11 protein-coding genes are annotated in these 14786 nt (G+C 31.7%); 5 read left to right on the top strand and 6 right to left on the bottom strand.

Annotation, left to right across the window (positions count from 1 at the left end; genetic code table 11):
* The first annotated feature begins 239 nt into the window (after positions 1 to 239).
* From NH26_RS01110 to NH26_RS01100, 3 genes are all read left to right on the top strand, one after another.
* A complete protein-coding gene (locus tag NH26_RS01110; RefSeq protein WP_084812022.1) occupies positions 240 to 3536 on the top strand; it encodes a glycoside hydrolase family 38 N-terminal domain-containing protein in 3297 nt (1098 codons plus the stop codon).
* 213 nt (positions 3537 to 3749) lie between these two features.
* Positions 3750 to 5120, top strand: a complete 1371-nt coding sequence (locus tag NH26_RS01105) for a histidine-type phosphatase (RefSeq protein WP_044226602.1) — start codon at positions 3750 to 3752, stop codon at positions 5118 to 5120.
* 96 nt (positions 5121 to 5216) lie between these two features.
* The gene (locus NH26_RS01100) at positions 5217 to 5882 is read left to right on the top strand and encodes a DUF2461 domain-containing protein (RefSeq protein ID WP_044226605.1); all 666 of its coding nucleotides are present in this window, start codon (positions 5217 to 5219) and stop codon (positions 5880 to 5882) included.
* 37 nt (positions 5883 to 5919) lie between these two features.
* On the opposite strand, the gene NH26_RS01095 is transcribed toward NH26_RS01100, so the two are convergent.
* The 4 genes from NH26_RS01095 to rsmG form a co-directional block, all read right to left on the bottom strand.
* The gene (locus NH26_RS01095) at positions 5920 to 6186 is read right to left on the bottom strand and encodes a hypothetical protein (RefSeq protein ID WP_044226607.1); all 267 of its coding nucleotides are present in this window, start codon (positions 6184 to 6186) and stop codon (positions 5920 to 5922) included.
* Positions 6187 to 6348: 162 nt separating this feature from the next.
* A complete protein-coding gene (gene menD / locus NH26_RS01090; RefSeq protein ID WP_044226610.1) occupies positions 6349 to 8052 on the bottom strand; it encodes a 2-succinyl-5-enolpyruvyl-6-hydroxy-3-cyclohexene-1-carboxylic-acid synthase in 1704 nt (567 codons plus the stop codon).
* 11 nt (positions 8053 to 8063) lie between these two features.
* The gene (locus NH26_RS01085) at positions 8064 to 9038 is read right to left on the bottom strand and encodes a polyprenyl synthetase family protein (protein WP_044226613.1); all 975 of its coding nucleotides are present in this window, start codon (positions 9036 to 9038) and stop codon (positions 8064 to 8066) included.
* Between the two features lie 6 nt (positions 9039 to 9044).
* Positions 9045 to 9683, bottom strand: a complete 639-nt coding sequence (rsmG, locus tag NH26_RS01080) for a 16S rRNA (guanine(527)-N(7))-methyltransferase RsmG (protein WP_044226616.1) — start codon at positions 9681 to 9683, stop codon at positions 9045 to 9047.
* 361 nt (positions 9684 to 10044) lie between these two features.
* Here rsmG and NH26_RS01075 point away from each other — a divergent pair, with 361 nt between their 5' ends.
* Together NH26_RS01075 and ruvC are read left to right on the top strand one after the other, a co-directional pair.
* Positions 10045 to 10506 carry a hypothetical protein gene (locus NH26_RS01075; RefSeq protein ID WP_139262777.1) on the top strand — a complete coding sequence of 154 codons (462 nt, stop codon included), beginning with the start codon at positions 10045 to 10047 and terminating at the stop codon, positions 10504 to 10506.
* 122 nt (positions 10507 to 10628) lie between these two features.
* Positions 10629 to 11192, top strand: a complete 564-nt coding sequence (gene ruvC, locus NH26_RS01070; protein ID WP_044226624.1) for a crossover junction endodeoxyribonuclease RuvC — start codon at positions 10629 to 10631, stop codon at positions 11190 to 11192.
* Positions 11193 to 11210: 18 nt separating this feature from the next.
* On the opposite strand, the gene NH26_RS01065 is transcribed toward ruvC, so the two are convergent.
* Entirely contained in the window at positions 11211 to 13763 is a 2553-nt protein-coding gene (locus NH26_RS01065) for a SpoIIE family protein phosphatase (protein WP_044226626.1), read from the bottom strand.
* 10 nt (positions 13764 to 13773) lie between these two features.
* Positions 13774 to 14601 carry a PstS family phosphate ABC transporter substrate-binding protein gene (locus tag NH26_RS01060; protein WP_044226629.1) on the bottom strand — a complete coding sequence of 276 codons (828 nt, stop codon included), beginning with the start codon at positions 14599 to 14601 and terminating at the stop codon, positions 13774 to 13776.
* Positions 14602 to 14786: the final 185 nt, after the last annotated feature.

Here is a 14786-nt window from a genome sequence, read left to right as displayed (position 1 = left end):
CATCATCTACATTTAAAAAAAAACAACCGATTGAGCTTAAATTGTTAACAATTGTAGATTAACAAATAATAAATGTATTCTTTACACAGAAATTCACACTTTTGTATTGTAGGTATGTTTAAACATACTGATTGAGTTGTTTAATTCCATTTTTAGGACAAAATAACTCAACGAAAAAGTAAAGTATGATTATAGTAATCGACTATCAGCCTAATAGAACCACAATTAAATAGTCACCAATGAAACTCAAGACATTTACATTTAGCTTCATATTATTACAGCTAATATTAATTTCGAACTTATCCGCTCAGGACTCTAAATTCTTAAAAGGATTTACAAAATATGTACATGGCGATATAATGCCTTACAAGTCCCCACAAGAGGATGCTAACCAAACAATGCTTGTTCGTTGTGAAAACGGAAAAGAAGTGATGGAATGGGAAGCGGAATCTGTACCTAAAAACTATAATGGTAAATTTGTAGAATTTGGTCTAATCATGGGTGTGGATATTGATAGAGCACAATATAGCTATGATATCTACATTAACGATAAAAAATATTTCACTTTCACTGCACCAGAAGAAAGTATTTTACAAGATGTTATTGCTGATGGCCCCAACGAATCTAACCTTACTTTTAAAGGAACGATGATTGATGCTTATAGCGACTTATTTGGTTATGCTTTCCTAAAAGTAAAAACGGAAGATCTTCCAAAAGGTGAGCCTATCAAAATGAAAATTGTGGCACCTAATGTTGGTAAATCAAGTTGGATGATGGTTTTCCGTTATGGCTTAGATGGGAATGTAAGCTGGAAACAAGAGCCGGCTGTAATCAATACTAAAAAGGGACCAAAACAGCTTCTAAGAACAACTATTCTTCACTACGGAGATCCAACAAGTGCTACTATAATAGCAGGTAAAGAGAAGCAAAAAGTAAAACTTAACGTTGGTGCAAATATTTTCCGTATTGAGGTGGATAAAGTAACAGAAACTAAAGATGTTCCTGTAAAAGTACTGGCTGGTAAGAAAGTATTAGATGATCGTATTTTAAAAGTAGACCCTGTAAAGCATTACGATCTTTACTTATTACATCATTCTCATGTAGATATTGGATATACTCATACTCAAGATGAGGTAGAAAAAGTACAATGGAAAAACTTGGATGACGCTGTCATGATGAGTCAAAAGACGAAAGACTATCCTGAGTATTCTAAATTCAAATGGTCTGTTGAAGTAATGTGGGCAGTAGAAAGTTATTTAAAAAATGCTTCTCTTGAAAAAAGAGCTGCATTTATTGAAGCTGTACAAAATGGTTCTATCGAATTAGATGGTTTATATGGTAACATGCTTACTGGATTGTCTAATCCTCAAGAATTAGTAGAATCTACCTTCGATGCATTAGAAATTTCTAAAGAGGCTGGAGTTCCATTAGAATCTGCAATGATTACTGATGTTCCTGGTTATACATGGGGTATCGTTCCTGTTTTAGCTCATTCTGGAGTGAAATATTTATCGGCAGGTACAAACGTATTCCACAGAATTGGATCAACAATTTCTACTTGGGGTGATCGTCCTTTCTATTGGAGTTCTCCTTCTGGTGAAGAGAAGGTATTAGTTTGGGTACATGAAAAAGGGTATTCTCACTTTCATACAGGACTTGGTTTTAAAGATTTAAAAGTTCTATTAACACCAAAATCTGTTTTTGATTATTTAAATGAATTAAATGATAGAAACTATCCATACGATATAACAACATTAAGATATACTGTAGGTTCTGATAATGGACCTGTAGATCAAGGTATTTCTGAGTCTGTAAAACAATGGAATGAAAAATATGAAACGCCAAAAGTGATTTTGTCTAATACTACAGAATCATTCAAAGCATTTGAAAATAAATACGGCGATGAAATTCCTGTTGTCAAAGGTGATTTCACTCCTTATTGGGAAGATGGTGCAGGATCTACTTCTAAAGAAACTGCTTTAGTAAGAAATGCATCAGAAAAATTATCTCAAGCAATGACATTGTTATCTATGAACGATGTTGAAATTCCAAATAAAGAATTTGAACAAGCTTGGAGATATGTACTTCTTTATAATGAGCATACATGGGGTGCATACAATTCTATTTCTGAACCTGAAGCGGATTTTGTTCATTCACAATGGGCCGTTAAACAATCTTTTGCAATCAAAGCGGATAGTATTGCTGATGCAATTTTAGCAAAAGCATTAGCCTCTACAAAAGATGAAAAAGGAGTTACTCTTACCAATACATTAAGCTGGGACAGAGCTAATCTGATTAAACTTTCAGCAGAGCAGTCTTCACAAGGTGATATCGTATTGAACCGTCAAGGAGATGTACTACCTACTCAAAGGTTAGCCTCTGGAGAGTTAGCCGTTTGGATTAATCATATGCCTGGCTTCGGTTCTAAAGAAATTTTTGTTACTCCTGGCGATGCTTCATCAACTAAAAAAGTAATTAACCATGAAAATGGCTTTGAAAATGATCAAGTAAAAGTTGAAATTGATCCTAATACAGGTGCTATAATTTCACTTTACGATAAAATCACAAAGCAAGACTTGGCAGATACTAAGTCTCTTAAAGGATTGAATGATTATTATTATGTGAAAGGTAGAAATCCTAAATCTCCTTTAACTACTTCTGATGATATCACTATTAAATATATTGAGAAAGGTGATTTAACTTCTACCATCGAAATTTCATCTTCGGCACCTGGTACTGAAGAATGGAAACGTTTGATTAGCATCAATGCTTATTCAAATGAGGTGATGATTGATAACATAATCAATAAAACTAATATTTATGATCCTGAAGGAGTACATATTGCTTTCCCTTTCAATGTTGAAAGAGGTACAGTAAGAATTGACGTTCCTTTTGGTGAATATATTCCTGAGAAAGAACAATTGGCTGGCTCTTGTAAGAACTACTTCACAGTACAAAGATATGTTGATGTATCTAACTTAGATTATGGTATCACTTGGGCTTCACCAGATGCTCCAATGATTGAACTAGGAGAAATTACTACAGATGCTTTATCATATGGTTGGGTGAATGAGGTAAAACCAACACAAACTATTTATGCTTACTTGATGAATAATTATTGGGAAACCAATTACAAAGCAAGTCAAGATGGATGGCATGATTTCAGATTTGTACTAAAACCACACGGTACTTATGTTTCTAGTAAAGCTAAGAAATTCAGTACTTCTATTTCACAACCCATATTGATTAGTGAAAATGGAAATAACGAATTCATTCCATTGGTTCGTCCAAAATCGGATCAAATGATTATTACGGCTGCTAGACCAATGAAAGACAATCAAGTTTTAATTACTGTATTGAACGCTTCTGCTGGAGATAACATCCTATCGTTAGAAGAATCTAAGCAAGTGAAAGAAATTAGAATGTCGAATATTCACGGTGAAGATTTAGGTACTTACATACCAAATGAAAATATCCCTGGATGGGGAATTCGATTCTTACTAGTTGAGAAAGAACCTGTTAAGGAATCCAAATAGTTTAAATGGTGATCAGTTATTTTAACTGATCACCATTTTTTTTTAGAAATTATAATCTTTACCTATTAACAATTTCACTTTTTTTGAAATAATAAACCTCTTTTGCTACCTACCTTTGCATTACTAAATCAAGCGAAAAAACGAATCACTAAATCAAACCTTCAATAACAAAAATCTGCTTTAGCAATCGCAATCTTGAAGGCTCTACTAAAAATGAAATCAATCTGCTTACAACAATTCATATTCAGTCTTTTGATAGGCTTACTTATAAGTTGTGGACATACTACCAATGTCAATGACGAAATAGACACCTATGATGAATGGGAATTAGGGAAAAATCAACCTTATAATTTTAAATCAGTTACTTCATTACCTGAAGGATATAATTTAGATTTTGTCGGCTATTTATCACGACATAGTTCTAGATATATGACCAAGCCTAAAGAAGATGTTGTTCTTTACAACCTTTTTGAAAATGCAAAGCTAAATAATGGCCTTAAAAAAAATGGCAAACACCTTTTTGAAGAAATTAAGTTGTTATTAAAAGTACAACGTGATAATTATGGTACTTTATCTTCAAACGGTGAAGAGGAACATAAACTTTTAGGTCAAAGGATGGCTAATTTAGCTCCTGAGTTCTTTAATAGTAACCCTAAAATTAAAAGTACATCTACTTTAATTTCGAAAACACAAGATTCTAGGGCCAATTTTCAAGAAGGTATTTCTTCAAAAGTTAATAGACCAAAATTTATCAATATTACCTATGATGACTATAATGACCCTATTTTAAGAGCCTTTAAAATTTCTCCTTCTTATCAATCTTATATTGATTCCGCAAATTGGCAGATCTATATTGATGAATATCAGAATACTGCACAGTATAAAGAATTAAGAGATCAAATATTAGATAAGTTATTCACAGAAAGCTATATCAAATTATTAGAAGATAAGAAAAAGAAGTTCTATGATATGGAGCATAATTTAATCATCGCTAATAAAAATGACATCGTCAATAATCTATTTAAGTGCTTTAAAATCAGTCATAATTTGCCAGAAGGTTTTGGTCCGAATTTAGAAATTTTCACTGCGGAAGATTCTAAAATATTGTCTCATGTTGATAACATAAAATCTTACTATACAAAAGGTCCTGGCTTTAAGAATTCTGATATTTCGTATAAACATGCCATCACATTTTTAAAATACATGCACAGCAATATTAATAGTTATATTGATGGAAGATCAGACTATCAAGGTAACTTTAATTTTGCCCACTCTACCACTGTTGTTCCTGTATTAGTTTTACTAAATCTCGATCAATATAAAGAGATGGAAATGGAACAATGGAATGAATCAGAAATGTCTAAAATGGCAACAAATTTAACATGGTTAGTTCTTGAAAAAGAGGGTGAAAAGTTCATTCAAATTAGATGGAATGAAAATCCCGTCCAATTACCACTTAAAGAAATCAATGAGCATTATTTGTATAGTTATGAAGAATATGATGCATACATCTCCAAGATACTTTCTGTATACGGACTAAAAGATTCTAGGTCCAATTACAATGATATTCTATTATCATTATAATATTGAAAAGGTCATCTCAATTATATAAAAGATGACCTTTTTTCTTATCCTTCTGATGTTGTATATTGAACTTAAATCAAAAATTTTTTCAATAAGATGATTAATAAAGAACTATTTCAATTTTTAGCAGACTTAAAAGATAATAATCATAAGGATTGGTTTACTGATAATAAAAAAGTTTACCAACAACATCAAGAAACTGTAAAAGGCTTATTTATTGAAATACAAGATCAATTAAACCATACTGATCAAATAGAAGCTCATAAATTATATAGAATTTATAGAGATGTTCGATTTTCAAAAGATAAAACGCCTTATAAAACCTGGTTTTCAGGTTATCTCTCTAGATTAAAACCCGCTTTAAGAGGAGGATATTACCTTCATTTGGAAGATGGAAAATCTATGATTGGCGGTGGTTTCTATGCCCCTAATAAAGAGGATCTAAAACGTATCCGTGATGAGTTTACTTTTGGAGATGATGAGATCCGAGGAATTATTAACGATACAACATTTAAAAAATACTTTGGCACTTTAGAAGGTGAAGGAGTAAAAACGGCTCCAAAAGGATTTGATAAAAATGACCCTGCCATAGAATTTATCAGAAAGAAACAATTTTATGCCATGAGACATTTTACCAATGATGAGGTGATGAGTGAAAACTTTGTTGAAGAAGTAGTTAAAACCTATCAAGCGTTAAGACCATTTTTTGATTATATGTCGAATGTACTTACTACCGATCTCAATGGAGAAAGTATTATTTAAAAAATAAAGTCTGCTTAGATTAATTTAAGCAGACTTTTTAATATTTAATTTCTTCATCACTATCTCTCATAATTTTTAAAGCTTTTTTATTTGCATTATAAGCTTCTTCAGTTAATTGATTATCGAAGCAAGACTTCATTTCAACAACAGCTTCTTCAAGCTTCTTTAATTGATCTTGCTTTACTAATAATTTTTGATAGAGTTCATCATAATGAAAATCATGATTGGAAGTTCTAAAAAGAGGATCCGCCTCTTCACTTTCTTTAGAAACAAATATTTTTTTGAATTGATTAATTAGTTTCATGTAAAGTTGAAAAGTAAGTCGTATTATCCCGCAAAACTAAACTTTATTTTATTAAAAACACAACTTAAGTCATTCATTCATAAATAGATCGGATATAAAAAAACTACCTGCAATAATTCTTACAGGTAGTTTATCAAAGAATATATTAAAATAATATAATTTCTATTTAGAATATAAGCCTTCCTTTTTAAAAGCCTTAAAAGTGTTTTTACTGATGCTTTTATTAGTAAACACTTCGTAAATCGAAGGTTTATCAGAATCATTCAAGAACTCTTGATAAGAAAAATAAAATTCTTCTCTAGAATTAATTCCCCAATAATTTATATCAAATTCTTTTGCCAACGAAGCTGCATTTGTTCTTTGCTCTGTTTCAAAAAATTCTTCTAATTCGGGCTGTCTTGTTGGCCCATCAATCATTCTAAAAATTACACCTCCTTGATTATTCAATAAGAGTACTTTCAAATTGTCTGGTAAATAATTATTCCAGAAAGCATTTCTATCATAAAAAAAGGCTAAATCACCTGTTAGAAGTACATGAGTCCTATCTTTTGATTTGATAGCATGACCAATTGCAGTACTTGTACTTCCATCGATTCCACTTGTTCCTCTATTTGCGAAAACATCTACATCTGGACGTTGTAAACCAATAAAATTAGCATAACGTACAGACATACTATTAGCTAGATGCAAAACAGAATTTTGAGGTAACTCGTTGATTAAATGATTTACTATCTCTAATTCAGAGAAAGATAATATGTCAAAAAAGTCCGTTTTATTTGTTTTGACCTTATCATCAGCATTTTTCCAAACCTCTAAGAAATGATCATCTCCTTCAACTTCTTTCGAAGACATTTGATCAAAAAATGCTTCTGGCGTTGACCTTATAATAGTTGATAAAGCTTGGAAAGGATCAGGTACCTCGCCCGCTTCCTGAATATGAAGCTGGTACTTTGGAGGGTTTTTCCTTAAAAATAATTTTAAATTTTTAGAAATAACACTCATTCCAAAGGTGATGATCACATCTGGTTTTAGTTCATCAAAAGTATTTGGCGAAAGAAATACATCTTGATGAATTATAGCATTATCAACATTACCATAATTAGAGATAACATCCGATAATACAGGTATATTTAAATTATTTAGATGTTCAACAGTATACTCATCTCGCTGTTGTTGTCCAGCGATAATCAGTATCTTATTATTTTCTTGAAATAACGGTAGAAGTTGTTCTTCCCAAGTCTCATCATCTAAATAAGGTTCCGATTGCAAAATCTCTCTTCTAGATTGAGGAGTGCTCTCATAAATAAACTCTTCTCCCGCTTCTGGATAAAATGGTTCTCTTAAAGGCCAATTAATTTGTATAGGGCCTTTAGGATATTCTAAAGCCTGACACATTGCTTCTGCTCCTATTCTTTGACGATACCACTTGGCATCATCATGAGAAAGGTCAACAGGCATATGATAAGCTTTCTTTATATGTTTTCCGTAAATATTTTGCTGTTGAATGGTCTGCCCATCCCATTGATCTATCCATTCGGTAGGACGATCTGCAGTAATTACAATTAATGGAGTTCTTTGATAGTATGCTTCTGCAATTGCTGGTGCATAATTTAATGCTGCTGTACCCGAAGTACATGCAATTGCTACAGGTGCATTGGTTTGTTGAGAGATACCTAATGCTATAAAAGCTGCAGATCTTTCATCACTTACCGTTTTTGTATTGATATGAGGATGTCTTGCAAAAGCAAGCGCTAACGGAGCAACTCTAGAGCCTGGTGATAAAACGACATCTCTAACACCTTTTTGATAAAGCTGTTCGACAAAATTGCCTACTTCTCTTAGTAAATCTTGACGGTGTTGACTCATTAATAAATAGATTATTTCTTACGTTCTACCACATAAGAGATCAATTGATGCAAAGCTAATTTATATTCAGAATCAGGTAATTCATCTAAAATTGCTCTACCCTCATTAATATATTCGTGCATCTTTTCTTCCGCATATTCTAATCCACCAGAAGATTTCACGAAATCTATGATCTCTCGAACAACTTTTTGATTAGTATTCTGTGTTCTTATTTTAAAAATAACTTCTTTTCTTTTCAACCACTTTGCATTATTAAGTGCATAAATAAGTGGTAAAGTCATTTTCTTTTCTTTAATATCGATACCTAATGGTTTACCGATCTCATCCGTACCATAATCAAAAAGATCATCTTTAATCTGAAAAGCAATACCTATCTTTTCTCCCATTAAATGCATCTTATTGATTATTTCTTCAGAAGCACCACTCGATGCGGCTCCTACTGCAGTACAAGCTGCAATTAATGTTGCTGTTTTCTGACGAATAATTTCGAAATATACCTCTTCAGTAATATCTAATCTTCTTGCCTTTTCAATTTGCATCAACTCTCCTTCAGACATCTCTTTCACTGCAGTTGATACATGTCTTAGTAATTCATGATCTCCATTATCTACGGCTAACAATAAACCTCTTGATAATAAATAATCACCTACTAAAACGGCAGTTTTATTTTTCCATAATGCCTTAATAGAAAAGAAACCTCTTCTATAATCAGCATCATCGACTACATCATCATGTACAAGTGTAGCAGTATGAAGTAGTTCTATTAATGAAGCTCCTCTATAAGTTTGATCTACGATTTGACCTGTTGCACCCGCAGTCAGAAAAACTAAAATTGGGCGCATTTGTTTCCCTTTACTCTTAACAATGTAGCTCATTATTCGATCTAATAAAGCTACATCAGTACGCATATGCTCTCGAAATTTCTTTTCGAAAATTAGCATTTGCTCATGAACGGGAACTTGGAAATCTTTGACTTTTTTAGACATATTAAATTACCTAGCAATAGGAACGTAAGCTACTTTTTTAGTTTCAAAGAAATCTTCCTCGAAGATATCAGTCATTGGTGTTAAAGTGAATTTCTTTTTATTAAGCTTAGAGAATTCCTCTTTTAAATCACCACCTTTTAAACAGATAATACCATTATTCAATTCATGCCCTTGCTGATGAGATACTTTTGTTCTAACCCACTTGTACAATACATCTATACGAGTTACGGCTCTAGAAACTACAAAGTCATATTCCCCATCTACTTTTTCAGCACGTATTTGCTCGGCAGTAACGTTAGTTAATCCAATTGTTTTCGCAATTTCGTTTACTACATTAATTTTTTTCCCGATAGAATCTACCAAGTGAAATTTCACTTTTGGGAACAAAATAGCTAATGGTATTCCTGGGAATCCCCCACCGGTACCTACGTCTAAAATTTCGCTACCTGGTTTGAATTCAATAATTTTAGCGATACTTAAAGAATGAAGAATATGACGTTCATAAAGATTTTCAATATCTTTCCTTGATATAACATTCACTTTTTCGTTCCACTCCGCATAAAGATCTTGTAATTGCCCAAACTGATGCTTTTGAACTGGAGTCAGATCCTCAAAATACTTCTCTATGATATCAATATTAGCCATTCTAAACCGCTTATTATTTCTCTCTGTTTATTAATAAATACATTGAGTAAGATGAATGTTTATCAAAATCACCCAATTAATGTCAAAACTAACATATTTAGTTGATGTATGCCCTTTTTTTTCTCATTCCTTTAAAATCATTGTATAAATTTTTCTCATTTATCATTTTTTGATACTTCAACATGACAAAGTTCTTTTACAATGTAAGATTATTCTAAGTAAATGACATTTACTTGGTCATTCTATATAAAAGCATCATTAAAACCAGATTTATTGAAGATTATGCTATCGCTGATCATCACATTTTAGTTCAAAACCTACACTTTAACCAATAAAAAGCACATCAAACTGTACATAAAGAATGAACAATTACAGATTAAATAGTGTCATAAAGGCAAACAATAACTCAAAAACTCAATCGAATATGACCAATTTTACTACGGATGTAAATTCCAGAACTGGAGTGTTGACTATTAGAATGAGAGGTTTCTTTTTACCTGATCAATTTAATGAGCACTTAGAAACAACTCTAAGAGATGTTCAAGGTTCTAAACCAAAAACTGTTTTACTTGATGCAAGATTTATTGAATCTGGATGGATGAGCTCAAACCCATGGATAGTTAGTTGGTATTTACCGAAAATCAAACTATTAAAAGTGGAAAATTTTGGAATAATCATAGAGGATAACTGTGATCCATTTACACGTTTTTCCATCATTAACTTAGAAAATTTATTAGAAAGCGAACCTAGTTTAAAAATAACATTATTTGACTCTCCGGAGGAAGCTGCTATTTGGCAAAGAAATGTATCAAAAGTAGCTTAATTAAGACATCAAAGTTTTTGGGTGGTTTGTTCACAGTTGCAAAAACAGCTGTAAGGGATCTCTAGGTCGGAGATCCCATTTTTTTTGTCTAATTTTGACTCACGTTGTAGAAAAATATAAGGATGAGGCAGAAATTAGAAGAAAGATTGATTCTAGGAATTGATCCAGGTACACAGGAAATGGGGTATGGATTAATTTTAGTGAAAGGGCAAAAATTAAGCTTAGTTCAATATGGTGTAATCCACTTAAAAAAGTATAGCAACCATGCTCTAAAGCTTAGGAAAATTCATGAACGCATAAGTCATATTATTGAAGAATATGCTCCGGACGAGATGGCATTAGAAGCCCCATTTGTTGGCCAAAACATTCAATCTGCTTTAAAACTAGGTAGAGCTCAAGGGGTCGCAATGACTGCTGCTCTTATTAAAGATATTCCTATTGTAGAATATGCTCCAAAGAAAGTGAAAGCCGCAGTTACTGGTAACGGAAATGCTTCTAAAGAACAAGTAGCCAATATGCTAATGAAGATCCTGAAATTTAAGATAGATGATAATACCCTTTTAGACGCAACAGATGCATTAGGTGTAGCTGTCTGTCACGCTTATCAAAAAGGTCAAAATGTTGCTACTAAAAAATCATGGTCTGCATTTTTGAAAGAGCATCCGAATAGAGTCTCAAAGAAATAATTTACTTGAAATCTTATTTTAAGTCGACAAATATTCTTCTAATTTCGAAAAATCAATCTCCATGTTTTTACTCTTTTGAGGTTGAAAGCCTATCACCAATACATCGTCTGTCTGCGCATATTTTTCTCCCTTCCAATCATCCATGTTCATGGCAATTAAAGACTTTTGCTCGTACATAGGTTTATTAGCAATGGTAGACATTAATGCTCTAAAGTTCTTTTTATAATATTTACGTCCTTCTACACCTCCAAATTGATCTTGATATCCATCAGTCGTCATATAGAAAGATAAAATCGAATTTTGCTTATTTAAATCAATCAAGTGTTCGTTAAAAACCTCATACTTTTTCTTTTTAAAGATATGCCCCCCAATAGATTGTTTATTTCCTTCTAAGACTTCGACTTCATTAAGTCCTCCAATTTTTCTTACGAGGTATAAAGGGTGATGCGCCCCAGCAAATCTTAATGTGTTCTTCTTGGTATCTAAAACACAAAAACCAATGTCCATTCCATCTTTATTATTTACCTTATCTTGTTTAAGAACTACTCTAATTCGAGTATGCAATTGATTTAAGATTTCTGCCGGCGATTCTATCATTTTCGTATTGACGATATTAGATAGTATTTCTCTCCCTAAAATAGACATAAAAGCACCTGGCACGCCATGTCCTGTACAATCTGCTACTGCAAGGTATATGAGATCTCCTTTTTGTTCAAACCAATAAAAATCTCCACTAACAATGTCTTTCGGACGGTAAAAAACAAAGGCATCTTCAAAAGCGGATTGTAACATCGAGATATTTGGCAGAAGAGCTTGCTGAATTCTTTTGGCGTATTGAATACTTGAAGTTTGTTGTAAATTCTTTACTTCTAGTTCTTGTAAAGTACCTTGTAGTAATTCATTATTTTTTAATAATTGCTGACGATGTTGATCGATTTCTGCCGTCTTAGTTCTCACTTGTCCTTCCATATCTTGATAGTTTATTGCTGTATCTAACGTACTTATCAGATAGGTAACAATACTCCACAACATATTAATTTGAACATCAGAAAAGGCATTAAATTGATCACTCTGTATAGCTAAAACACCTAATTTCTTCGAGGATGATGTTAACGGTAAATAAATTAATGAATTCACTTTTTCTGATGTAATTACAGGTAAAAAGTGTTTTAAATCTTTGGTGTTTGAATAATCATTGGTAATGATGGATTCTTGTCTTTCAAAACATTGTACACCTAGATGACTGACCTTAGAAAGTGACCTTTCAAATTTATAGGGTTGTCCATCGCAGCGAAAACCTTGATAATGCAATTGATTATTCTGATAAATACCAATTAAAAATGAATTAAACTCTAAGGTATTATTTAATGAATGATAGAATTCTTTCACTATCGCTTCAACTTTTAAATGTTTACTCAGCTTTGCTCCAATTTCTCTTATGACCTCAATTTTATTATAAGTTGTTGCTAATTCTTCCTTTTGGAGTTCAATTTCTTCAGTTCTATCATTCATTTTTTGAATCATGAAATTGAAGTCTTTAGACAAATCACCGATTTCATCTTGAGTTTTTATGGTATACAATTCACCCACAAAATCATCTTCAACAATTTTTTGAATCGATTTTGATAATTGATGAATAGGCTTTCCTAATCGACTTAATAAATAAAACAATAAAATTGCATTTACCGTTAATATCGAAAGTGCAAAAACAATAAGTAATACAATATTTAACCTCTTCCAAAAAGTATCATAATCAATCATTGCTTGTTGAATTTGCTTTAATTGATTTTCGATGGTATTTAATTGAAATTGCAATCTATCTTTAAGACCAAAATGCCCGTAAAAACCTAATTGCTTATCCAATTCAACCATATTTTTAAAATTATCTCTATACTTCTCTAAAGTTCCAGTTAAATATATTTTACCATATTTATCGATCGGCATTTTTTTAATATCACTTAGTATTTGATCTACTACCTGACTTAATTTTTGTTCATAAATTGGATCTTTTCTAAGGATAAAATCTTTTTCATGACGTCTTAACATCAATATCTTCACCTGATCTAAATAATATCCTGAATTCTCCACACTATAAATCGCTCTTCGCATATCACCTTCAACACCATAACTTTTAAATCCCCTTTTTAATTGAGTTGTGGTTAGGCTATCAAAAGTCAGAGAGTATTTACCTAATGCCTTATCGAGAACTCTTAATGAAGGGATTACTTTAGCAGATTGTACATAAGAGTTGCTGTACATATCTATCAACTTTTGATTAATCAATTCTAGACCTTCTTTATGCTTTTCTAAGAAGACATTTTCTTTAGTCTCATAAAAAGATGGATTGATTGTCTCAGTTAATAAGAATGATTGTTTACTGGATTTTATATGCTGAATAGTTGATGTTATTTCTTTCAACTCTTTAGCTACTTTTTCAGCATTAATAGTAATATTTTGAATGTAGACGTAAACTAAAAAAAGAAGAGTAATGATAATAATATTAGCAACAAAAGACCCTACCAATCTAGTTTTAATACTTTTAGCTTGATGTTTTTTTTGAGATAGTTTCATGGTTATTAGTTTATAATACTGGGATATACCCTTTATGAGCTATAATTTGTTGGCCCTTATCAGACATTGTAAAATTGACAAAAGAAGAGAGTTTTAATTTATCAGAAATGCGATAATAAAAATAGAGAGGTCTGGATAATGGATATTGTTTATTTAATGCATTTTTAAATGATGGATAAACATAATTTCTCTGTTCTGTTTTAGCTATAGAAATTGGCTGTACCACTTCCTCTATATAGGCTATCCCACAATATCCAATAGCTCCTTTTAGTCTGCTCACATTTTCAACAACGCTGGCATTCGAGTGTACTTCTTTTATGTTATTAGAATTAGTATTCCCTCTAACAATTTCATTTTTCATAAAGCTGTAACTCCCAGAATTTTTATCTCTTGAAATCACAAGGATAGGTAAGTCTTCTCCACCTAATTGTGACCAATTGGTAATCTGACCTTTAAATATTTTCTGTAATTGAGGTATAGTTAATTGCTTTATTCTGTTAGATGGGTGAACAATTATTGAAAGTGCATCGAAAGCAATTACTTTCTCAATTAATTGATCTTCGTTATCCTCAATTGACTCTTGTTCTGTTGATCTCACTTTTCGAGAAGATAATGCTAATGCAATATTAAAATTTCGAAGTCCTTTAAAACCTAATGAACTCCCCCCTCCTAATACTTCGAAAGTTTCATGAGAAAATTGATCGTAGTTATTAGTTAAAGCTTTTATTAATGGTAGCATAGTATCACTCCCTTTAGTTCTTATCGACTCCTGAGCAAATATTTGATCGACAAATAAAAAATTAGCACTGATTAGTAGAAATAGTATAAATCTTGTCATTTAAATATAAATTTTATCTTGTTATTTAGTTGGGCAAATAAAAGGATTGTATGTTACATTAATCGCAACGTAATTTTACATTTTACAACCAACGTATTGTATTCATTAATGATAAAAATGTAATATTTAAAGTTAGATTATTTACATTTGCTGATAATCTGTTGATTTACTAATGAATTTAATGT

The sequence above is a fragment of the Flammeovirga pacifica genome (genome assembly GCF_000807855.2).
Classification (GTDB): domain Bacteria; phylum Bacteroidota; class Bacteroidia; order Cytophagales; family Flammeovirgaceae; genus Flammeovirga; species Flammeovirga pacifica.
Note: the sequence above shows the minus strand (reverse complement) of the source record. Positions and strands in the feature narration are given on the sequence as shown.